The 21635-nt window shown below is 63.5% G+C and carries 26 protein-coding genes; 17 read left to right on the top strand and 9 right to left on the bottom strand.

What is annotated here, in order from left to right; translation table 11 throughout:
* The first annotated feature begins 88 nt into the window (after positions 1-88).
* A complete protein-coding gene (locus AC1Q80_RS01180) occupies positions 89-1150 on the top strand; it encodes a M14 family zinc carboxypeptidase (RefSeq protein WP_492359417.1) in 1062 nt (353 codons plus the stop codon).
* A gap of 46 nt (positions 1151-1196) precedes the next feature.
* Here AC1Q80_RS01180 and AC1Q80_RS01175 read toward each other — a convergent pair whose 3' ends face one another.
* Entirely contained in the window at positions 1197-1670 is a 474-nt protein-coding gene (locus tag AC1Q80_RS01175) for an Lrp/AsnC family transcriptional regulator (protein WP_115418698.1), read from the bottom strand.
* A gap of 230 nt (positions 1671-1900) precedes the next feature.
* Here AC1Q80_RS01175 and tatA point away from each other — a divergent pair, with 230 nt between their 5' ends.
* From tatA to AC1Q80_RS01150, 5 genes are all read left to right on the top strand, one after another.
* The gene (gene tatA, locus AC1Q80_RS01170) at positions 1901-3070 is read left to right on the top strand and encodes a tyrosine aminotransferase (protein WP_492359416.1); all 1170 of its coding nucleotides are present in this window, start codon (positions 1901-1903) and stop codon (positions 3068-3070) included.
* Positions 3071-3100: 30 nt separating this feature from the next.
* Positions 3101-3721, top strand: coding sequence for a YitT family protein (locus AC1Q80_RS01165; RefSeq protein ID WP_209788070.1), 621 nt, complete (start codon positions 3101-3103; stop codon positions 3719-3721).
* Between the two features lie 78 nt (positions 3722-3799).
* Positions 3800-4159, top strand: a complete 360-nt coding sequence (locus AC1Q80_RS01160; RefSeq protein WP_209788073.1) for an ArsC family reductase — start codon at positions 3800-3802, stop codon at positions 4157-4159.
* Positions 4160-4175: 16 nt separating this feature from the next.
* Positions 4176-4649, top strand: a complete 474-nt coding sequence (ybaK, locus tag AC1Q80_RS01155; protein ID WP_173418710.1) for a Cys-tRNA(Pro) deacylase — start codon at positions 4176-4178, stop codon at positions 4647-4649.
* A 68-nt stretch (positions 4650-4717) separates the two neighbouring features.
* Positions 4718-5302, top strand: a complete 585-nt coding sequence (locus AC1Q80_RS01150; RefSeq protein ID WP_492359415.1) for a dual specificity protein phosphatase family protein — start codon at positions 4718-4720, stop codon at positions 5300-5302.
* 4 nt (positions 5303-5306) lie between these two features.
* Here the strand turns inward: AC1Q80_RS01150 and AC1Q80_RS01145 are convergent, their stop codons facing one another.
* Complete coding sequence (locus AC1Q80_RS01145; protein ID WP_492359414.1) at positions 5307-5762, bottom strand: MarR family winged helix-turn-helix transcriptional regulator; 456 nt, start codon at positions 5760-5762, stop codon at positions 5307-5309.
* An 86-nt stretch (positions 5763-5848) separates the two neighbouring features.
* On the opposite strand from AC1Q80_RS01145, the gene AC1Q80_RS01140 reads away from it, so the two are divergent.
* From AC1Q80_RS01140 to AC1Q80_RS01125, 4 genes are all read left to right on the top strand, one after another.
* Positions 5849-6520: a glutathione S-transferase family protein gene (locus tag AC1Q80_RS01140; RefSeq protein WP_492359413.1), complete on the top strand. Its 672-nt coding sequence runs from the start codon at positions 5849-5851 to the stop codon at positions 6518-6520.
* A 78-nt stretch (positions 6521-6598) separates the two neighbouring features.
* Complete coding sequence (locus tag AC1Q80_RS01135; protein WP_492359412.1) at positions 6599-7486, top strand: MBL fold metallo-hydrolase; 888 nt, start codon at positions 6599-6601, stop codon at positions 7484-7486.
* Between the two features lie 80 nt (positions 7487-7566).
* Complete coding sequence (locus tag AC1Q80_RS01130) at positions 7567-8820, top strand: aminopeptidase (RefSeq protein WP_492359411.1); 1254 nt, start codon at positions 7567-7569, stop codon at positions 8818-8820.
* Complete coding sequence (locus tag AC1Q80_RS01125) at positions 8817-9611, top strand: pyrroline-5-carboxylate reductase family protein (protein WP_492359410.1); 795 nt, start codon at positions 8817-8819, stop codon at positions 9609-9611. The genes AC1Q80_RS01130 and AC1Q80_RS01125 overlap by 4 nt, the downstream gene beginning before the upstream one ends.
* A 93-nt stretch (positions 9612-9704) precedes the next feature.
* Here AC1Q80_RS01125 and AC1Q80_RS01120 read toward each other — a convergent pair whose 3' ends face one another.
* Positions 9705-10583 (bottom strand): EamA family transporter, encoded by an 879-nt coding sequence (locus AC1Q80_RS01120; protein ID WP_492359409.1) that lies wholly within the window; start codon positions 10581-10583, stop codon positions 9705-9707.
* Positions 10584-10688: 105 nt separating this feature from the next.
* Here AC1Q80_RS01120 and AC1Q80_RS01115 point away from each other — a divergent pair, with 105 nt between their 5' ends.
* Positions 10689-11171, top strand: coding sequence for a MarR family winged helix-turn-helix transcriptional regulator (locus tag AC1Q80_RS01115; protein WP_173418703.1), 483 nt, complete (start codon positions 10689-10691; stop codon positions 11169-11171).
* 31 nt (positions 11172-11202) lie between these two features.
* On the opposite strand, the gene AC1Q80_RS01110 is transcribed toward AC1Q80_RS01115, so the two are convergent.
* From AC1Q80_RS01110 to xseA, 3 genes are all read right to left on the bottom strand, one after another.
* A complete protein-coding gene (locus tag AC1Q80_RS01110; RefSeq protein WP_173418702.1) occupies positions 11203-11793 on the bottom strand; it encodes an NAD(P)H-dependent oxidoreductase in 591 nt (196 codons plus the stop codon).
* A 184-nt stretch (positions 11794-11977) separates the two neighbouring features.
* Entirely contained in the window at positions 11978-12562 is a 585-nt protein-coding gene (locus AC1Q80_RS01105) for a chloramphenicol phosphotransferase CPT family protein (RefSeq protein ID WP_492359408.1), read from the bottom strand.
* Positions 12563-12697: 135 nt separating this feature from the next.
* Complete coding sequence (gene xseA / locus AC1Q80_RS01100; protein ID WP_492359407.1) at positions 12698-14296, bottom strand: exodeoxyribonuclease VII large subunit; 1599 nt, start codon at positions 14294-14296, stop codon at positions 12698-12700.
* Positions 14297-14472: 176 nt separating this feature from the next.
* On the opposite strand from xseA, the gene AC1Q80_RS01095 reads away from it, so the two are divergent.
* On the top strand, positions 14473-14700 hold the full coding sequence (locus tag AC1Q80_RS01095) for a hypothetical protein (RefSeq protein WP_173418699.1): 228 nt from the start codon (positions 14473-14475) through the stop codon (positions 14698-14700).
* 6 nt (positions 14701-14706) lie between these two features.
* Here AC1Q80_RS01095 and AC1Q80_RS01090 read toward each other — a convergent pair whose 3' ends face one another.
* A complete protein-coding gene (locus tag AC1Q80_RS01090) occupies positions 14707-15486 on the bottom strand; it encodes an MmyB family transcriptional regulator (RefSeq protein ID WP_492359406.1) in 780 nt (259 codons plus the stop codon).
* 195 nt (positions 15487-15681) lie between these two features.
* Between AC1Q80_RS01090 and AC1Q80_RS01085 the strand changes: the two genes are divergently transcribed.
* On the top strand, positions 15682-16089 hold the full coding sequence (locus AC1Q80_RS01085; protein WP_492359405.1) for a hypothetical protein: 408 nt from the start codon (positions 15682-15684) through the stop codon (positions 16087-16089).
* Positions 16090-16439: 350 nt separating this feature from the next.
* Here the strand turns inward: AC1Q80_RS01085 and AC1Q80_RS01080 are convergent, their stop codons facing one another.
* Positions 16440-17426 carry a Gfo/Idh/MocA family protein gene (locus AC1Q80_RS01080; protein ID WP_492359404.1) on the bottom strand — a complete coding sequence of 329 codons (987 nt, stop codon included), beginning with the start codon at positions 17424-17426 and terminating at the stop codon, positions 16440-16442.
* Positions 17427-17603: 177 nt separating this feature from the next.
* On the opposite strand from AC1Q80_RS01080, the gene AC1Q80_RS01075 reads away from it, so the two are divergent.
* Together AC1Q80_RS01075 and AC1Q80_RS01070 are read left to right on the top strand one after the other, a co-directional pair.
* On the top strand, positions 17604-18554 hold the full coding sequence (locus AC1Q80_RS01075; RefSeq protein ID WP_492359403.1) for an aldo/keto reductase: 951 nt from the start codon (positions 17604-17606) through the stop codon (positions 18552-18554).
* Between the two features lie 19 nt (positions 18555-18573).
* A complete protein-coding gene (locus AC1Q80_RS01070; protein ID WP_492359402.1) occupies positions 18574-19029 on the top strand; it encodes a GNAT family N-acetyltransferase in 456 nt (151 codons plus the stop codon).
* A 6-nt stretch (positions 19030-19035) separates the two neighbouring features.
* Here the strand turns inward: AC1Q80_RS01070 and AC1Q80_RS01065 are convergent, their stop codons facing one another.
* Positions 19036-19926 (bottom strand): LysR family transcriptional regulator, encoded by an 891-nt coding sequence (locus tag AC1Q80_RS01065; RefSeq protein ID WP_492359401.1) that lies wholly within the window; start codon positions 19924-19926, stop codon positions 19036-19038.
* A gap of 220 nt (positions 19927-20146) precedes the next feature.
* Between AC1Q80_RS01065 and AC1Q80_RS01060 the strand changes: the two genes are divergently transcribed.
* Positions 20147-21142 (top strand): aldo/keto reductase, encoded by a 996-nt coding sequence (locus AC1Q80_RS01060; RefSeq protein ID WP_492359400.1) that lies wholly within the window; start codon positions 20147-20149, stop codon positions 21140-21142.
* Between the two features lie 105 nt (positions 21143-21247).
* Positions 21248-21607 carry a nuclear transport factor 2 family protein gene (locus tag AC1Q80_RS01055; protein ID WP_173418691.1) on the top strand — a complete coding sequence of 120 codons (360 nt, stop codon included), beginning with the start codon at positions 21248-21250 and terminating at the stop codon, positions 21605-21607.
* Positions 21608-21635: the final 28 nt, after the last annotated feature.

Genomic DNA, 21635 nt, shown 5'->3' with positions numbered 1-21635 from the left:
GGCGCTGTGTGCTCCCCGTTTCTAGCCACTTGCGAAGCCTATCGGGAATGCCGATAAGCCATCGACACGAGACAAGCGGGGGGAGACTATGGACATCTCGGAAATCATCATCGCCGGCGACACCGCGGGCATCGAATGGCGCCTGCCGGTCTTCCGCTTCAAGGGCAAGAGCCCGGACGCACCGAAGACCTATATCCAGGCGGCACTGCACGCCAACGAATTGCCCGGAACGGCGGCCGCGCATTTCCTCCTGCAGATGCTCGCCGAGGCGCAGAAGAACGGCGCCATTCTCGGGGATATCACCGTGGTGCCGCAGGCAAACCCCATCGGCACGGCGCAATCGCATTTCGGCGAGCTGCAGGGCCGGTTCGATCTCGGCTCGCGCACCAATTTCAACCGCGATTTTCCGCTGATCGCACTTGGCGAGCGTGACAGCCTTCTGTCCGACCTTGATCGCCATTCGGCGACGGACCGCCTGAAGCGGCAATTGCTGCACATGGCGCTCGGCGCCGAACTGATGCTCGATCTGCACTGCGACGACGAAGCGCTGCAATACGCCTATATCGACGACGCCTTCTGGCCGGAAGCCGCAGACCTCGCGGCAGCGCTCGACATGGAAGCGGTGTTTCTTTCCGACGGCGAAAGCTCGGCCTTCGAAGAGGCCGTGGCCTACGCCTGGAAATACGAGACGGCGGGTCAGAAGAAGACCAGCCTGCCCGGGCGGCTTTCGGTCACGGTGGAGCTTCGCGGCACGCGCGATGTCTATCCCGATATGGCACGCAAGGACGCCGAAGGTCTGTTGCGCTTCCTCGTCGCGCGCGGCGTGGTCGCAGGCGATAAGGCTGCACTTCCCGCCTTCGGCGGCATGGTTGCGCCGCTCGACAATATCGAGATGATCCGCGCACCGGAATCGGGCGCCATTCTCTTCCACCGCGACATCGGCGACAAGGTGAAGGCCGGCGATCTGCTGGTGACGATCCTCAATCGCCCCGGCCAGCCAGACGGCGCAATCGAAGTCCGCGCGCCGCAGGACGGACTGATCGTTACCCGGGTATCGACACGCCACGCCCGCCGCCGCTCGGACCTGATGAAGATCGCCTGCGCAACAGCTTCCAGCGCCGCACGCAAGCCTGGACCGCTGGAAGCCTGACCCCCCCGTGTCTTTGGTCCGGAACGCCCTCAGGGCGTTCCGGATTTCAGGGTGCCATCGTCGCGGACATCTTCGGGCTATCGAGCAGGATTGTCGAGCGCAGCGTCTTGATCTCGCCGATCTGCTCGAACTCGCTCCAAAGCAGGCGCTTGTAGTCGGCGACATCGCGCACGGCGATCTTCAAGAGGAAGTCGAAATCGCCGGCCACCGTGTGGCACTCCACCACCTCGGGCATGCGCGATACCAGCTCGATGAAACGCTGCCCGACCTTGCTGGCCGTCCGCTCCAGCGTCACCTCGAGAAAGGCCTGGAAGCCGACGCCCGCTGCCTTCGGATCGACCACGACAGTTTGCCGGATAACGCCTGCCGAATAGAGCCGCGCCAGACGGCGTGAAAGCGGCGCCGGCGACAGCCCGACCCGCGCGGCAAGCTCGTTGTTGCTTCGCGATGCATCCTCGACAAGCAGCCGGATGATCCGTCTGTCGATCGCATCGAGTTCGGTGGCTCCGCGCTCCGCCATCAGACAACCCTCTCCTGCATTTTCCGCGATCTGCGCAAATCGGCAAAAGAAATGCATCGATCTACGCAATTCGATCTATGCGAATATTGTCCCTGTGGCAAATACGTCGTCGATTTTGCGCGGTGGTTGCCTTAATGAAGAGGCCAGTCGGGCGGCAGGAGGGCGGCCACCGGCACGACCTTTCTCGACCGCTCATCGCTACTCTGTCACTGCCAAGGGGGAATTCCGGCATGTTCGACGCTCTGACCCGCCAACCCGACGATCCGTTGCTGGCCCTGATCGGGCTCTACCGCAAGGACGAGCGCCCCGGAAAGGTCGATCTCGGCGTCGGCGTCTACCGCGACGAGACCGGCCACACGCCGATCTTCCGCGCGGTCAAGGAAGCGGAGAAGCGCCTGCACGAAACACAGGACAGCAAGGCCTATGTCGGCCCCGAGGGCGATCTCGTTTTCGTCGATCATCTCTGGACGCTGGTTGGCGGCGACACGATCAATCGCAGCCATCTTGCCGGCGTGCAGACGCCCGGCGGCTCCGGCGCACTCAGACTTGCCGCCGACCTGATCCGCCAGATGGGCGGCAAGCGCATCTGGATCGGCCTGCCGAGCTGGATGAACCATGCCAGCATCTTCAAGGCTGCGGGCCTTGAGACAGCCGGCTATCCATTCTTCGACGTGCCGACGCAGTCCGTTCTCTTCGACACCATGATGAGCGCGCTGCAGGGTGCTTCGGCCGGCGACGCGGTACTGCTGCATGCCGGCTGCCACAACCCGACCGGCGGCGTCATCACCGAGGCGCAATGGCTGGAGATCGCGGCCGTCGTCGCCGAGCGCGGCCTGCTGCCGCTGGTCGACCTTGCCTATCAGGGTTTTGGCCGCGGCCTCGAGGAAGATGTTGTCGGTCTTCGCCATCTCATCGGCATCGTTCCGGAAACGCTGATCGCCGTCTCCTGCTCGAAGTCGTTCGGGCTCTACCGCGAACGCACCGGCGCGATCTTTGCAGTCACCACCTCATCCTCGTCGGCCGACACGGTTCGCTCCAACCTCGCCGGTCTCGCCCGCACCAGCTATTCGATGCCGCCGGACCATGGTGCTGCGATCGTGCGCACCATCCTGTCGGACGCGGATCTGGCGCGCGACTGGAAAGAAGAGCTTGAAACCATGCGCCTGCGCATATCCGGCATCCGCCAGTCGCTGGCGGAGGGCCTGCGCGACCGCTGGCAGGCGCTTGGCGCCATCGCAGCCCAAGAGGGCATGTTCTCGCTGCTGCCGCTGGCTGAGGCGAATGTCATGCGGCTTCGCAGCGAACACGGCATCTACATGCCGGGCTCCGGCCGCATCAACATTGCCGGACTGAAGACCGCCGAAGTCGGTGACGTCATCGGCAAGCTCAAGAACCTCTAAGGACCGGCAGCCAGGATGAAGACCGAGCGCATGATCGATACAACCGAAGTCCCCACGGAACGTCACCGCCTCTATGAGGACGCGCTGGCGATCCTGACGGGCACGCTGATCATGTCGCTCGGCGTCATCATCTACAGCAAGGCGATGCTCTTGACCGGCAGCACCTCCGGCCTCGCACTTTTGTTGCAGTATGCGACGGGCGCACAGTTCTGGCTGGTGTTCTCGCTGATCAACCTGCCGTTCTACGTGCTGGCGATCAAACGGCTCGGCTGGATGTTTGCGCTGCGCACTTTCCTTGCCGTCACCCTGGTGGCGCTGTTTTCGAAGTTGACGGCGGGATGGGTGGAGTTCGCCAGGCTCGACCCAATCTACGCGACCATCGTCGGTGGCGGGCTGATGGGAACCGGGCTGCTAATCCTCTTTCGCCATCGCACCGGGCTCGGCGGCATCAACATTCTGGCGATCTATCTGCAGGAGAAGTTCGGCATCCGCGCCGGCTATTTCCAGCTGGCCGTGGACCTCGCGATCCTGGCTGCGGCCTTCTTCGTGCTGCCGCCGGCGAACCTCGTTCTGTCCGTGGTGGGTGCTGCCGTCGTCAACATGACGCTGGCCATCAACCACAAGCCGGGTCGCTATGCCGGCGTGACCTGAGACAACGTCTTCCCTCTGTTGACGAGGGAGGCTATCACTCCCGCCACGAATTGCCCGCAAGGCAGGAAAGGCATGGGAATGACGGTCACGATCTACGGCATCAAGAACTGCGACACGATGAAGAAGGCACGCACCTGGCTCGACGGCCAGGGCATCGCCTATCGCTTCCACGACTACAAGGCCGAGGGCATCGACCGCGACCATCTCGATCGCTGGTGCGAGCAGGCTGGATGGGAAATCGTGCTCAACCGCGCCGGCACCACCTTCCGCAACCTGCCGGACGCCGACAAGCAGAACCTCGATGCCGACAAGGCCATCGCGCTGATGCTGGCCCAGCCGTCGATGATCAAGCGCCCGGTGCTTGAGGCCAACGGCAACCTGATGATCGGCTTCAAGCCCGACCTCTACGAAGCCCTGTTCGACAAGGCGAACGCCTGACGCCCGGAGCCGCACGATGTCCAAGACCACCCGCGCGACGCAGATGCTGGCCAAGGCCGGTGTTGCCTTCAGCGTCCACACCTACGACTACGACCCGAATGCCGAGCGCGTCGGCCTGCAGGCGGCGGAAGCATTGGGCGAGGATCCGAGCCGGGTGCTGAAGACGCTGATGGCCGAGGTCGACGGCAAGCCGGTCTGCTGCGTCGTGCCGTCCGATCGTGAGGTCAGCATGAAGAGGCTGGCCGCAGCCTTCGGGGGCAAATCGGCGGCGATGATGAAGCCGGCCGATGCCGAACGGCTGACCGGATATCATGTCGGCGGCATCAGCCCGTTCGGGCAGAAAAAGCTGGTGCCGACAGCGATCGAAGAGGCCGCCCTTTCCGAAACGCAGGTCTATATCAATGGCGGCCAGCGCGGGCTGCAGGTGCGGCTTGCGCCTGCCGACGCGCGGGATGTTCTGAAGGCAGCGGCAGTGCCGCTGATTGCCTGAAACACGCCATCAAAACATCACGGATGCCGGCTAGACCTCAATTCCTCGAGGTTTTTGAAAGCCCGTCCATGCTATCAGGATTGATCTGGCGCCCGAAGCGCTTTGCCCGTCGCCTCGTCCTTGCGGTGGCGGTCGCCGCCGCAGTCAGCGTGCTTTATCTCATGGCATTGCAATGGACGGGCAACTTCCACACCCTGGTTGCGGGCGAGGTCTACCGATCGGCCCAGCCGAGTTCGCGTTCGATTGCCGCCTATTCCAAGGCCTACGGCATCCGCACCATTCTCAACCTGCGCGGCGAGAGCGATGCCCGCTGGTACCGCGACGAAGCGGCAGCCGCCCAGCGCAACGGCATCCGTCTCATCAATTTCCCGATGTCCTCGTCATCGGCCATCAGCCTGAAGCAAACAGAAGCGCTGATGGCGATCCTGCGCGATGCGCCGAAGCCGCTCCTGATCCATTGCAAGGCCGGCGCCGACCGGACCGGCCTGGTGTCGACGATCTACCTGCAGCAGATTGCCGGCGTCGATGAAGAGACGGCCGAATGGCAGCTCTCGCCGATCTACGGCCATGTGGCCCTGCCCTACTTTTCCCCGACCTTCGCCATGGACGAGACCTGGGAAGCGCTGGAGAAATCCTTCGGGCTCGACAGCTAGCGTTTCAGCGCAATTTACCGAGCAGCCGCGCCAGTTCTTTCGCTTCATCTGCGCTCAGTTTCGCGCCCAGATGGGTCTCGATCGAGCCGGAATAGACCTGCCACATGCGCTTGCGCATGGCGCGCCCCTCGTCTGTGACGACCACCCAGAGCCCGCGGCCGTCAGCATCAAATGTCTCGCGAAGGACAAGCCCTCCCCGCTCAAGCCGGTCGATCAGGCGCGAGAGGTTATATTGGGCAAGCAGGGTGCGGGACTCGATTTCGAAAGGGCGCAGCTTGCCGCCGTCCGCCTGTACCAGTTCCCAGAGCACGTCGTACCAGCCAAGCGGCGGTAGGCCAGCCTTCTTGAAGTCGGCTTCGATCGCCTGGAGCACGCGCCGCTGCGCGCGCATGAGGCCGATCCAGGCCTGGGTGACAGCCCGTGTCGGATGCGGCTCCGTATTCTCGGAAAAATCGTTCATAGATGCAATTACATCGATCTTGAAATCGTTGGCAAGTCTGCATACATGCAATTGCATCTATATAGATCCAACCCTGGAGATCGCCTGTGACAAGCACCCTCACCTTGGTCAGCCATCATCTCTGCCCCTATGTCCAGCGGGCTGCAATCGCGCTTGCGGAAAAGAACGTCGCCTTCGATCGCGTCAATATCGATCTCGCGGCCAAGCCCGACTGGTTCCTGAACATCTCGCCGCTCGGCAAGGTGCCGCTGCTGCAGATCCCGCAGACGTCGGGCGACGCCGTGCTGTTTGAAAGCTCGGTGATCTGCGAATATCTCGAGGAAACGCAGACCGGTGTCCCGCTGCATCCGACTGACGCGCTCGAACGGGCGCGCCACCGCGGCTGGATGGAATACGGCTCGTCGATCCTCTCGGACCTCTGGGGCTTCGAGACCACCGGGGATGCGGACATCTTCGAGCAGAAGCGACAGGCGGTCGCGGCAAAATTCGCGACAGTCGAAGCCGTGCTCGGCGACGGCCCCTATTTCGCCGGCCATGGCTTCTCGCTGGTCGATGCGGTCTTTGCACCGATCTTCCGTTACTTCGACCTTTTCGACACGCTGGTCGAGCACAGGATTTTCGACGGCCTTACCCGTGTGTCCGCCTGGCGGCGGACCCTGGCGGAACGTCCGAGCGTCAAGGCTGCCGTGGCATCGGACTACGGCGAGCGGCTGATGACGTTCCTGAAACAGCACGACGCCTATCTGCTGCGCGCGTAACAGAGCGCGTGCTCGCACTTCTTTTTCGCTACGCGCCGTCCTATGACGGATGCAAACCTGGCGAAGGAGAAGCCGGCCATGCCTAATATGACGTCAACCCTGTCGATACTGCAGCCCTATCCCGGCATTTTCGCCTATTACGACGGCCGGATTGCCGGGACCCGGCTGCACTCGGAGGGACCGAACTGGCTGGACGACGGCGCCTATGCGCTCGGCGTCGCGTCCTATGCCATCGTCGATGGCGGCGAAGCGCTCGTCTACGACACCCACATCTCGCTGCCACACGCTGAAGCGATCCGGACCCATCTCGAAAGCCTCGGCGTCACCTCGATCCGGGTGGTTCTCAGCCATTGGCACAAGGACCACGTAGCCGGAAACGCCGTCTTTGCCGATTGCGAGATCATCGCACTGGCGTTGACGGGAGTACGGCTTACCGAGAACCGCGAAAAAATCGAAACGGCGACGCCGCCGATCCACCCCCTCGTCATGCCCACCCGCCTGTTCGAAGGAAGGCTCGACCTGAAAGTCGGGCAGCGGACGGTGGAACTGCACCACTTCGCCATTCACAGCGCCGACGGCAATGTGCTCTGGCTGCCTGAGGAAAAGCTGCTGCTGGCCGGCGACACGGTCGAAGACTGCGCCACCTTCATCGCCGAAGCCGAGCATGTCGCCACCCATATCGCCGAGCTGAAGCGCCTGCGTGGCTTGCCGATCGCCCACATCCTGCCGAGCCATGGCGACCGCGACCGCATCTCGGCCGGCGGTTACGACGGCACGCTGATCGATGCGAACCGAAGCTACCTTGAACGCTTGGAGAAGGCGGCAGCGGAGGGAGCGCAGATCGGCTCGCTCAAGGACTTTGTCGCCGACGAGATCGCTGCCGGTTCGATCCTCTATTTCGCGCCCTATGAAGACGTCCACGACAGCAATGTCGCCAGAATGCGAGCCGCAGCCAAGGCCAACTGAGGTTTGCAACCGTCAGCCTTCATTTTCGCCGCAAACAGCACTAAGTCTTGTGCGTCCGATTTCATAACGACAGGCAGATCATGACCTATCCCGCCAACACCCCCACCCCGATCGATCCGGTCAAACTCGACAAGCTCGCGGAAGTCGCCATCAAGGTCGGCCTGCAGTTGCAGAAGGGCCAGGACCTGGTGATGACGGCGCCGATCGCCGCCATGCCGCTGGTGCGCGACATCACCAAGCACGCCTACAAGGCCGGCGCCGGGCTGGTGACGACCTTCTACTCCGACGAGGAGACGACGCTGGCGCGTTACGAACATGCGCCCGACGAAAGCTTCGACCGGGCGAGCGACTGGCTCTATGAAGGCATGGCCAAGGCCTTTGCCGGCGGTGCGGCGCGCCTCGCCATTTCCGGCGACAACCCGATGATGCTGTCCGCCCAGGACCCGAGCAAAGTCGCCCGCGCCAACAAGGCCAATTCCATTGCCTACAAACCGGCGCTGGAAAAGATCTCGAACTTCGACATCAACTGGAACATCGTCTCCTACCCGAACCCCTCCTGGGCCCGGCTGGTGTTCCCGAACGACCCCGAGCCGATCGCGGTGGAGAAGCTCGCAAACGCCATATTCGCCGCCTCGCGCGTCGATCTCGATGATCCGGTCGCCGCCTGGAACGCGCACAACGCCAACCTGGCGCGCCGCTCGGCCTGGCTGAACGGCGAACGCTTCGCCTCGCTGCATTTCACCGGGCCCGGCACCGATCTGGTCGTCGGCCTGGCCGATGGCCATCTCTGGTGCGGCGGCGCCTCGGAAGCGAAAAACGGCGTCATCTGCAATCCGAACATCCCGACGGAAGAGGTGTTCACCACGCCGCATGCGCTGCGCGTCGAAGGCCATGTCTCCTCGACCAAACCGCTGTCGCACCAGGGCACGCTGATCGACAACATCCAGGTCCGCTTCGAGGGCGGACGCATCGTTGAGGCCAAGGCCTCGCGCGGCGAGGAAGTGCTGAACAAGGTGCTCGATACCGACGAAGGCGCGCGCCGGCTCGGCGAAGTGGCGCTGGTGCCTCATTCCTCGCCAATCTCGGCAAGCGGCATCCTGTTCTACAACACGCTGTTCGACGAAAATGCCTCGTGCCACATCGCGCTCGGGCAGTGCTACTCAGGCTGCTTCGTCGACGATACCAGCCTGACCCCAGAGCAGATCCGCGCCCAGGGCGGCAATTCGAGCCTGATCCATATCGACTGGATGATCGGCTCGGGCCAGGTGGATATTGACGGCGTGCGCGCCGACGGCAGCCGCGTCCCCGTCATGCGCCAGGGCGAGTGGGCTTGACGCGACTTGGCGTCATCGGTGGCGGCGGCTGGCTGGGCAAGGCCCTGTTGCTGGCCGCCCTTGCCGATGGGGTGATTGCCGGGGAGGCGTTGACCGTCTCCTCGCGCAGCGGCTCTGTGGCAGGGTTCGATCCCTGGCCGGGTGTCCGCCAGACGAACAGCAATCCTGAACTTGCCGCCAATGCAGATGTGGTAGTGCTGTCCGTGCGCCCGCAGGATCTTGACGCCATCGCGCTCGACCTCTCCGGCAAGCTGGTCATCTCGGTGATGGCGATGGTTTCGCTTGACGACCTTGCCACCCGCTTCAAGGCTCGCCGCATCATCCGGGCAATGCCAAACGCTGCCGCCGAAAAGCGGCTCTCCTTCACGCCTTGGCTTGCCAGCCCCGATGTGACGGATGCGGATTGCGCATTTGCCGATCGGTTCTTCAATGCATCCGGTCAAGCGCAGAGGATCACGACGGAAGCGGAGCTCGACTATTTTACGGCGTTGACCGGCTCCGGCCCGGCCTTTCTCGCCGCCTTTGCCGATGCCATGATCTCCGACGCCGTGACGAAAGGCATAGAGCATGGCATTGCCGAGCGCGCCGTGCGCCAGCTTTTCCTTGGCGGCAGCGTGCTGATGGCTGGCAGCGAGCAGACGCCCGCCGAAATCGTACAAACGTTCCTCGACTACGCCGGTACGACTGCCGCCGGGCTTGAGGCCATGGCCGCGGCGGATATCCGTACGCCGATCGCACGCGGTCTGGCGGCCGCCGCGGCGAAGGCGGCGGCCGGCACGCGAAGGCAATAGGTCGGCCGTCGTTTTCTGAAGCGCTCGCTCTGCGTTGCGGCCGCATACTTCTCGACTTTCCGAACGAGCCCGCCCCGTGGCAGGCTCGGCCTTTCATGCACGGGCAGGCCGAACCCGGGGCGCCAATTGCGCTCGCTGGCTCAGCCAGACGCTGATGAGCACGACCAGAATGCCAAGCGCCTGGACCGGGGTCAGCCGCTCATCGAGAACGCCCCAGCCGAGCAGGATGGCGACAACAGGGCTAAGGAAGCCGAGCGGCGCGACGGCCGAGGGCTCGAGGCGCGACAGCCCCCGGAACCAGAGAAGGTAAGTGAAGGCGGCGCCAACAAGGCCGAGATAGGCAAGGCCGGCAACGTTTGCGGCTGTCAGGCTCGGCAAGGTCGGTTCGAAGAACAGGGCGACCGGGACCAGCAACAGTCCTCCGGCGGCGAGTTGCCAGGCGGTGAAGGTCAACGGCGGCACCGGTGGCGCCCAGTGGCGGCTCAACACCGTGCCGAAGGCCATGGACACGGCGCCGGCAAGACCGGCCAGCACGCCAAGCGGATCGAGCGTGGCTCCGGGCGTCAGCACCAGCAGGCCGACGCCGACAATGCCGGCAAGGCCGGCGACGATGCTGAGCATCCTGATCGGCGACCCCAGAAAGACGCGCGACAGGAGAATGACGATCAGCGGCTGGATCGCGCCGACGGTCGCTGCCACGCCACCCGGTAACCGATAGGCGGACACGAACAGCATCGCCCAGAAAAACGAGAAATTGAGCGCACCGAGCAGGAATGTGCGCGGCCACCAGATGCCTGAGGGCAGCCGGCGAACGATGAGCAGCAGCAACAGCCCCGCCGGCAGGGCGCGCAACATGGCGACCGTCAAGGGATAGCCCGGCGGCAGCAATTCGGTCGTAACCAGATAGGTGCTGCCCCAGATGGCGGGTGCCAGCGCGGTCAAAGCGAGGTCGAGGTTGCGGGTCGCGATCATATCTTTATCTCAAGAATCTCTATATCAAGATAAATTGACGATAACAGAGTTTCTCTCTACGTCAAGATACTCTATAGCTGGCACTGAAGTAGCGGAGGGTTTGTTATGGATCGTGTCGACAGGATATTGGCGCAATGGCACCGGGAACGGCCTGATCTCGACGTGTCTGCCATGGGGCTTCTCGGCCGCCTCGGACGATTGTCGACCCATATCGGCCGGGAGATCGAGAAGACCTTTTCCGAACGCGGTCTCTCCTCGTCGAGCTTCGACGTGCTCGCGACGCTGCGCCGCTCAGGCCCACCCTTCAGGCTTTCCCCCGGCGACCTCCTGGCGACCACCATGGTCAGCTCCGGCACGATGACAAATCGTATCGACCAGCTGGAGAAAGCAGGCCTGGTAGAGCGGCTCGACAATCCCGATGACCGGCGCGGCGTGATCATCGCCTTGACCGAGGAAGGGCTGAAACGCGTCGACGAGGCCGCGACTGCCCATGTGTCCAACCAGCACCGGGTCGTTGCCGAGCTGTCGCCCGAGGAGCGGGCGAACCTGGACGCGCTGCTGCGCAAGTATCTCGCGGCTTTCGAATAGTGGGGCGAATAGACCGGGCGAACAGACCGGCTCAGATCCTTGCCGCCAGTCGGCGCACGCGCGCCAGATGCGCCTTGCGCTTCTCGTCGGTTGCCCGGTCCATGTCGTGCAGGCTGAGCATGCGGAAATCGAGACCCTTGGCGCAGAAGGCGGCGATGCCGCGCTTCAACAGCCGCCGCACGGGATTGCCCATATAGAGATGCACCACCCACCAGGGCGATCCGGTCGTCGTCAACGCCCAGAATAGCTTGATGTTCTTAAGCCGCGGGATGATGCGGCCGCCGGCCGGATCGTTGTCGAAAGCGACGCCCGGCACGAAGACGCGATCGAAGAAGCCTTTCAGGATCGCCGGGAAATTGAACCACCATTGCGGAAAGACCAGAACGATCCCATCGGCTGCCTGTAGCCGCGCGATCAGCCCGGCCGTCAGGCTGGCGTCGTAGTTCTCAGTGAAATAGCTGTCGCGCTCCGCCTTGCTCAGCCTCGGATCGAAATCCTCGCGATAAAGATCGAGCAGATCGACGGAATGGCCACCGCCGACAAGCACCTCATGCGCTTGCCGGGCAACGCTTGCGGCAAAGCTGTCTTCGAGCGGGTGGGCAAGCACGAGCAGAATGCGCATCCATTGTTTCCCATGGCATAGAGCTGGCATCGAAATGATCGCAGAACAAATGCTGTGAAAAATCAGCTCGTTGCAACCATATTCGCTCCACTTGCAAAGAACTGTGCTTCTCCAGGACAGGAAACCCGACGCCAGCAAGGCAACGGCTTTCCGGGCGTCTGCGGATCCGGGAAAATCCGCCCAGTCAGGCAGACCGGTCGGTGCGTGACGCCCGTGCTTCCAGCGCAAGCGCCTCGAAAACGGTTGGCGAACGTCGCGACACCCAGGCAGACATCAGTTGCGCGACGTTCTCTTCAACGGGCCGTCCCGAAGAAAGCTCAAGGTCGTAGCGCTGCCCCTCGTGGATCCGATGAAAATCGTCTGCGGCACTGCCGATCGGCCTGTCCGCGCGCAGCGTTTCCCGCCGGACGAGCTCCTCGAGCTCGCAGTGAAGTCCGACGAAGAAGACATCGAAAGGCTCGAGCATCAACGCCAGGTCAGACGCCCAGCCGGGCTCCTCGAGAATATGCTCCAGCAGGAGATTGTTGCCGGCCGAGGCATAGGCGACCAAAGAGCGGTGGAACCCATCGAAGAAACGGGCCCGGTATTCCTTCCAGCGAAAGTCGCCGCGCCGGAACCGTTCCATCGGCACCATGCCCGAGTCACGAAGATGATCGATCGAAACATGCCAGAACGGTTCGTTGAGCTGCGCCTGGACCGCACGCGCCAGCGTGGATTTTCCGCTGCTGGAAGCGCCGTGAATGAAGATGATCCTGGCTCGTTCGACCATGTCTGATGTCCGTTCCGCTGAATGCCGCTGTCGGTCGGGGTATGCCGTTTCCGCAACAGGCAGATGAAGGCAGGCACACCCAAGCGGATCGGCGCGCAACGGACCGCATTTGCGACCGTATGGCGTTACGCTCCGCTAGAACAGGTTGCCCTGTTTCGGCGGATCGCCGCCGGGATTGCCGGGTTTCGGCTGCTTCTTCCTGGTGGCCGCCTGCGCCGGTGGCTCACCGCCTTCACCGGCGATCGCCGAAACGCTGCCGTCGGCAAATTCCAGCGACAGCGCCATTCCCGGCGTAACGGCAGCAGCCTGGCGAACCGGACCACCCTCCCCGTCGCGCACCAGCGCAAAACCGCGTTGCAGGACATTGCGATAGGACAGCGACTGCAGGATGCGGTCCTGCGCGGCGATGACGCCCGTCAACCGGCGGATATCCGTGCGGATTGCTGCGTCGGAGCGGGCTGCAAGACCGGCGACACGATCGGTCGAACGATGGATCTGGGCGAGCAGGCGCGAGGGTAGTCCGCGCAGCGCGGCATCCGCCGCCGACACGCGCGACTGCCCCCGGTGCACCTGCCGTTCGACGACCCGGTCCGCACGGCTCATCGCATCGTTGATCCGCTGCCGACGATCGCCGAGCCTTGCCTTGAGCAGATCCGGCCTGAGTTCGGCGGAAGCGCGCTCGAACAGCCGGCGCTTGTTTACGGTGTTCATCATCAGGCCGCGCCCGAGGCCGAGAGCGGCCTCGTCGAAACGGCGGCGCGGCAGTGCCAGCAGTTGGTCGAGCGACGGCAGCGCCCGGGCAAGCGATCGCACCGCCTGACGGCGGTTTTCCATCTGCCTGACCATGCCGGCTTTCAACCGCGCCGAAAGGCCGGAAACCTCAGCTTCAAGATCGGCCTTGACCGGAACGGCCATTTCCGCTGCCCCCGTCGGGGTCGGTGCCCGCTGGTCGGCGGCATAGTCGATCAGCGTCCAGTCGGTCTCGTGGCCGACGGCCGAGATCAGCGGGATGACGGACGCGGCTGCCGCCCGCACGACCGCCTCGTCGTTGAAACCCCAGAGGTCTTCGAGACTGCCACCGCCGCGCGCGACGATCAGGACATCCGGCCGGGCGATCGGCCCGCCGGGTTCGCATTCGTTGAAGCCGCGAATGGCCGCCGCCACTTCGTCTCCAGATCCTTCGCCCTGGACCCTGACGGGCCACACGACCACGTGCACAGGGAAGCGGTCGGCGATGCGGTGGAGGATATCGCGAATGACGGCGCCGGTCGGCGAGGTCACCACGCCGATCACCCTGGGCATATAGGGCAGCGGTCGTTTGCGCGCCGCGTCGAACAGGCCTTCGGCGCCAAGCTTGCGCTTGCGCTCTTCGAGCAGTGCCATCAGCGCGCCGGCGCCTGCCGGCTCCAGCGTCTCGATGACGATCTGGTATTTCGAAGACCCAGGGAAGGTCGTGACCTTGCCGGTGGCGATCACTTCCATGCCCTCTTCCGGGCGGAAACGCAGGCGCGAGAACGTGCCCTTCCAGATCACCGCATCGATGCGCGCCCGGTCGTCCTTGAGCGCGAAATAGGCGTGCCCCGAGGAGTGCGGCCCGCGATAGCCCGAGATTTCGCCGCGCACGCGGACCTGATCGAAGGCCTGCTCGACCGTGCGCTTGATCGAGCCGGAAAGCTCGGAGACCGAGTATTCGGCGAGATTGCTCGGAGAATCGTTGTCGAAGATGGAGCTCATCGCACCAGTTTGCCGCCAGCGCCTGCCGAAGGCCAGCCTTTGGCGCCACGCTCAACAGACCTTTTGCCATTTCAAGCGCGCTTGAAGCGGACATGGCTAGAGTTGGCCGCGTCGGTTAAACGAAATTTAGCGCCGTTGCGGCAGGATGATCGGCATCCTTCCAGAAACGGAATTCCATGATCGTCATCGCCGCCTTCGTTCTTGGCATTGCCACCTGCTGCCTGCGGTCGGCGCCGGTCTGCGTGCTCATTGCCGTGGCGTTGGCTGCTGCGGGCGCACTGTCCGGCTCGATCGCCGGAACCGACAATTGGCTGGAGATTGCGGCGGCGATTGGCGGCTACAACATGGGTGTCGCGCTCGCATTGTGCGGCGCCATCGCCGTCGGATTGTCACACGACCGCTAGGCCCGTTCAGCCCTTTCTTTCGAAGAAGTTTTTCGTTTCGTCGTCAGCGGGAAAGAAGGATTCGATCAGCACACCTTCCACCAGGGCGTCCTGCGTCGAGCCGAAGGTCTGGAGCGTGGTGATGAAGCTCAAGGTCACCGGCCCGACCCGCAACTCGACCGGCAAGACCGGCAGACGGTCGGTATCCGGATAGTTTTCGACCGCACGCTTGACGGCGGGATCGGCCGCAAGCCTCTCGAGCCGCTTGCCAAGACGGCTCCTTGGCCCCTGTAGCCAGGCTTCGGTGCGCACGCGCTGGACCAGGTCGGCCGCGGCCGCCTCCCAATTGACGACGAGGGAGCGGACATTCTCCGAGGAAAGAAAGGCATCGAGAAAGTTCTGGCCGGGGTTGAACGGGACATCGGCCGAAACGGCGAGCGCCGCCAACGCCGGGTTGACGATCAGCAGCGTGTATTCGTGATCGAGCACCAGGCCCGGATAGGGATCGTGGCGCGCCAGGATCAGCCGGATGGCATTGGCAACGGCCGGCGGCATGGCATCGAGGCCCGAAGCAGGACGGGTCGTCATGCGCGGACGGAAGCCGGCAGCGGAAAACAGTGTGCCCTGGTCGCGCGCGGGAATGTCGAGCACCGAGGCCAGCCGCAGGATCATGCCTTCCGACGGCTTCGAGCGGCCGGTCTCGAGGAAGGAGAGGTGTCGCGTCGAGATGCCGGCGGCGACCGCGAGGTCGAGCTGGCTCATGCGGCGATGCCCGCGCCATTCCTTCAGGTGATTGCCGAATTCCATCGATCCCGATCTCCGTTGCGCCGGCAGATTGGCGCAGACGCCAGGGAAAATCCATTACGTCCTGGGCAATGGAAACAATTATGCCGAGGCAATGCATGCACACACCCGGCGTAAGGAACGCATTACCCCTGAGGTAATTGGTTTCATGATCCTGCGGCAGCAAACTCCTGGCATCTACAACCAATGGAGCCTGATATGTTGACCCTTTCCAACCGCAGCCTGCTCAACAAGACCTTCATCGCCGACGGCGCATTTTCGCTCCTCGTCGGCGCGATCCTAATCGTCGACGCGGCACCGCTCGCCGTCTTGATCAGCCCGGCCGCCACACCCTTGATGATGAAGCTGCTCGGCGTCGGACTGTTTGCCTGGGGCATTTTCCATCTCGCCGCCGCCCGCAACGGCGGGCCTGTATCGACTGCCGCCCGTGTCAGCATCGGCGGCGACATCCTGTGGCAGGTAGCAAGCCTCGCGCTGCTGGCGACCGCCTACGGTTCGCTCACCGCCATTGGCGTCGGGCTTGTGATCATCGGCATTATCGGGGTCGCCGACTTCCTGTTCTTCAAGCTGAAGGGTTTTTCGAGGGAGCGTGCGGCACTTGCGTGAAGCCGCGGGGACAAAAGCCCGCTGACAAATGCGCGCTGGGTGAAACGGATCGCAAGCAGATCACCTTCTCCGTCATGCTCGGGCTTGCTCCGAGCATCCAGTACCCTCAAGCCGCACACCATGGGGAAGGCTGGATCCTCGGGTCAAGCCCGAGGATGACTGGAGACAGGTCGGAAGGCGCAATCACATTGTCATTCTTGCAAGGCCCCCGACGCAAGCCGGCGGCAATTGCAGCTCCCTGGGGACTTCAACAGCCCGGGAAGAGCTGCGAAAGCGCTCTTCTATTCGCTCTGACACAAGTCCCGATAGAAAGCTGCCTCACAGTCCGCCTGAAAACGCGTTTTGCCTGATCAGATCTTCTCCCAGCCGTCCTTGTCGCTGGCGCGGTAGATGGCATCGATGAGCTTCTGGTTAAGCCTGGAGTTTTCGAGCGTCACAACTTCCTCCTGCTCCCCCTTGGCGGCGCGCGCAAACGCTTCGGCCTGCAGCTTGTACTGGCGCGCATCCTGGAAGCGGAAGAGCTGGGACTGGGCGTGGTTCTGATTGGTCAGTTCCACTTCCTCACGACCGTAGCGGTCGGCATTGAACGGCGACTTCACCTCGATGAAGCCCTTGTCGCCGTGGAAGACCATGACCTGGCGGGCGGCAAGCTGGGTGGAGATATAGAAGCTCAGTTCGAAATCGCCGAAATCGGCGCGCACGCTCGAATAGATGTCGGTGCCGAATTCCGGATCGCGGTCGGTGCTCGCCTGCACGCGCACCGGCTCCTTGCCCGTGACGAAACGGGTGGTGATCGTCGGGTAGACGCCGATATCCGGCAAGCCGCCGCCGCCGAGCGCCGGGATGTTGCGCATGTTGCCGGGGTCGCGGTTGAAATAGGTGAAGGCACCCTGCACATGCCGCAGCCGGCCGATCGCCCCTTCTTCGAGCAGCGAGCGGACCTTGCGCCAGACGGGGCTGTAGGTGACCATGAAGGCCTCGGCGATCAGCACCTTGTTGCGGTCACGCGCGGCAATCAGCTGATCGATCTCGGACGCCCGAAGTGCGATCGGCTTTTCGCAGAGCACATGCTTGCCGGCATTGGCGGCCTTGATCGTCCATTCCACATGCTGAGACGTTGGCAGCGGGATATAGACCGCATCGATCGTGTCGGAGGCGAGCATCTCCTCATAGGAGCCGAAGGCATGCGGCGCGGAAAAGCGGTCGGCCATGGCGCGCGCCTTTGAAAGGTCGCGACTGGCAACTGCCGAAACGACGCAGTTCTCGGCGTCCTGGATGGCGGGCACGACGAGATCGCGGCCGATCTTGGCCGTAGACAGAATTCCGAAACGAAACATGGCGGGGCTCCCTGATTAAGCGCCGGAGATTAGCGGCGAGGTACGTACCTATCAAGCGGCGACACGCGATAAAAAAGACCGGCGGCAGGTGACAAACTTCGTTCGCTTGCCTTATGTTCCTGCCGGCAATCCTCCCGATCGCGCACTTGCTTTCATCCAGTCCAATGGAGCGAAACCATGGAAAAACGCAGACTTGGCCGCACCGACCTCGCAATCGCGCCGCTCGTCTTCGGCGGCAATGTCTTCGGCTGGACGGCGGACGAAAAGACGTCCTTCGCCCTGCTCGATGCCTTCTTCGATGCCGGCCTCAATGCCATCGACACCGCCGACGTCTACTCCTCCTGGGCGCCAGGAAACCAGGGCGGCGAATCCGAGACGATCATCGGAAAATGGCTGAAACAGTCCGGTCATAGCCGCGACAAGGCCGTCATCGTCACCAAGGTCGGCTCCGAGCTTGGGCCGGAGCGCAAGGGGTTGTCGCGCCGCTGGATTCTGCAGGCGGTCGAAGATTCGCTGAAGCGGCTGCAGACGGATTACATCGACCTTTACCTGTCGCACTGGCCCGATCCCGAAACCCCTTACGAAGAAACGCTTGCCGCCTACGACCAGCTGCTGTCTGACGGCAAGGTGCGCGCGATCGGCGCTTCGAACCTCAACTCGCTCCAACTGCGCGAAGCGCTGGATGTCGCAGCCAGTGGCGGCCTGCCGCGTTATGCGGTGCTGCAGCCGGAATACAATCTCTACGACCGCGACAGCTTCGACGGGCCGGTGCGCGATCTGTGCGTCAGCGAAGAAATCGGCGTCATCAGCTATTTCGGTCTGGCGCGCGGGTTCCTCTCGGGCAAGTACCGCACCCATAAGGATCTGGAGGGCTCAGCGCGCGGCTCCGGCGTCGAGAAATATCTCGATGGCCGCGGCATGCGCATTCTCGGCGTTCTCGACGAACTTGCGGAGGAAACCCGAGCGACGCAGGCGGAGATCGCACTCGCCTGGGTCCGAAATCGCAAGGGCATCACCGCCCCCATCGCCAGCGCCACCAATCTCTACCAGTTGGCGAGCCTCATCCGCTCGGCGGAGCTGACATTGAGCGATGAGGCCATGCGCAAGCTCAACGACGTCAGCGAATAGCAGGGGCAAGACGAAGGCCATGGCATTGAGCATACGGGCGGCGACAGCCGGCGATGAAGCGCACTGGCGCGGCCTGTGGGCCGGCTATGTCGCCTTCTCGGGCACCGAACTCGCCGAGGATATCATCGGCCTGACCTGGAGCCGGCTGATCGATCCCGCAGCGCCGCTTTTTGCCCGGCTGGCCATTCTCGATGGCGAACCGGTCGGCTTTGCCATCTGCCAGGAACAGCTGGCAACCTTCTTCCGGCGCCCTGTCTGCTACATCGAGGATCTCTATGTCGATCCTTCGGCACGCGGAAAGGGCGTCGCCCGCGCGATGATCGACGATCTGATCGTGCTCTGCCAGGCGTCGGACTGGGACCGGCTCTACTGGTACACGGAACGGGACAATGCGGTGGCACGCCGCCTCTATGACCGCTATTCGGCAACCGACGAACACGTGCGCTACAAGCTGAATTTCGGCACGTTCGGCTGACGCCCCCTATCCGGCATACTTGAAGAAGTCGATGAAGGCGCGAAGAGCCGGGCGCATCTGCCGCCGGCTGGGATAGTAGAGAAACGGGCCGGCATAGGGCGCGCACCACTCCTCGAGCACGCGGATCAGCCGTCCTTCGGCGATCGCCGTTTCCACCCGCGCGAGGAAGAGATAGGCAAGCCCTGCCCCACCGATCGCCGCCTTGATGATCGGCCTGTCTTCACCGAGGATCAACGGCCCCTCCACTGCGACCGTCAGCTCTTCGCCCTCTCTCTCGAACTCCCAGCGATAGAGCGTGCCGTTGGAAAAGCGTCGCCGGATGCAGCGATGGGCGGCGAGATCGCGCGGGTGCGAGGGCCTGCCGAAACGCGCGAAGTAATCGGGCGAGGCGACCACAGCACTTTCGAGCTCCGGGCCGACCTTGACGGCGATCATGTCGACTTCGAGGCTTTCACCCAGCCGAATACCGGCGTCGTACCCCTCCTCGACGATATCGGTGAAGCCGTCTTCATTGGCGATTTCCAGCACGATGTCCGGGTAGCGATCGAGGAATTCGCCGAGCCGAGGCGCCAGGATGAGATCGGCGGCAAACCGCGGCGCGGTGATGCGCAGATTACCGGCAGGCCGGTCACGCGTATCGGCCACGGCCTCCAGCGCGTGGGCGATCTCGTCAAGCGCCGGCGCGAGCCGCTCCAGGAGCCGTCGCCCTTCCTCGGTCGGCGCGACGCTGCGGGTGGTGCGCGCCAGAAGCCGAACACCAAGGCTTGTCTCAAGACTGCCGACAGCATGACTGACCGCCGAAGGCGCGATCGCAAGCTCGCGGGCGGCACCACGAAAGCTGCCATGGGCGGCAACGGCGGCAAGGACTGCTAGTTGAGAAAGCTGGGTTCTGTTCATTGATCTAAATTATAGAACAGCCCGTGAGAATTGACAGGGATATTCACGCGCACGCTACGGTCTTACTCTTTCACTGTCGTCACGGCCACGCGGCACGCAGAAGCAGCACCGCTCAAATCCTGCTGGCAAGCCGCTGACGAATGACGGGCGCTCCATGCCACGCGTTTGCGGGCCACCTCAGCTCGCCTGCATGGCCGCCTTCACCCCGAAAGGACACCACATGAAGACCCGCAAACTCGGGAATGAACTGACCGTCTCCGCCGTCGGCCTCGGCTGCATGGGCATGAGCTTTGCCTATGGCGGTGCCGATGAGGCGGAATCGATCCGCACGCTGCAGCGCGCCGTCGACCTCGGCGTCACCTTCTTCGACACGGCCGAAGTCTATGGCCCCTATGAGAATGAAAAGCTTGTCGGCAAGGCGCTCAAACCCTTGCGCGACCAGGTGACGATCGCCACCAAATTCGGCTTCCGCATCGAGCCGGGCAAGCCGGCGGCAGAGGCAATCAAGGGCATCGACGGACGTCCGGAAAACGCCAGGGCCGTGGCCGATGCCTCGCTGAAAAGACTGGGGATCGATGTGATCGATCTCTACTACCAGCACCGCGTCGACCCCGCCGTTCCGATCGAGGAAACGGTTGGCGCGATGGCCGATCTGGTGCGCCAGGGCAAGGTGCGCACACTCGGCCTTTCCGAGGCAAGCGCCGAAACGATCCGCCGCGCCCACAAGGTGCACCCGATCGCAGCGGTTCAGAGCGAATATTCGCTCTGGTCGCGTGACCCGGAGGAGGACGTGCTTGCGGCCTGCCGCGAGCTCGGCATCGGCTTTGTGCCCTACAGTCCGCTCGGGCGCGGCATGCTGACGGGCACGATCCGCAAGGCGGACGATCTGGCCGCCGACGATTTCCGCCGCTCACTGCCGCGATTCCAGGCGGAGAACCTCGGCACCAATGCCGCCCTCGTCGATACCCTGGAGACGCTCGCGCGCGAAAAAGGCGTGACGGCGGCGCAACTGGCGCTCGCCTGGGTGATCAACCAGGGCGACTTCATCGTGCCCATTCCCGGCGCCAGAAAGCTCAACCACCTGGAACAGAATGCGGCGGCGGCCGATATCGTTCTCACCGTCGACGAACGCGCCCGGTTGGGCGATGCGCTGTCGCCGGCGCTCGTTGCCGGCAAGCGCTACAACGAGGCGTCGCTGGCGCTCACCAATCGTTGAACGCCCAGGCCCCGCCTCCTTGCCGAGGCGGGGCATATCCCCATCGAATTTTGAGCCGGGCGCACTACCTCTTCCGTCGTGACCAATAATTGCGGAGGAGCGGGAATGTCCGACGAGCAGGCGATCAGCGCGGTGGTGCATCTCTATGTCGACGGCATGGCCTTTGCCAACGAGGGTGCGTTGCGCAAGGCGTTTCACCCTGATGCGGCGATCATCGGCAACTACAGAGGCGCGCTCGAATGGATGACGCGCGACGGCTTCATCAAAGCGGTTCTGGATCAGGGAGGCGCGCCGCCCGGGACCCAGCCGGAAATGGATGTGGAGATGACCGACATTGCCGGCGACGCGGCGACGGTCAAGGTGATCGACAGCTTTGCCGGCGAGCGCTTTTCTGACTATCTGTCGCTGGTCAAGATCGACGGACGCTGGGTCATCGTCAACAAGATCTACCATCTTCACGGCTGATGACGAGACCGAGCCGAGACTTGCATCC

It is taken from the genome of Ensifer sp. GW823-FHT05D09, from assembly GCF_058795755.1.
Note: the sequence above shows the minus strand (reverse complement) of the source record. Positions and strands in the feature narration are given on the sequence as shown.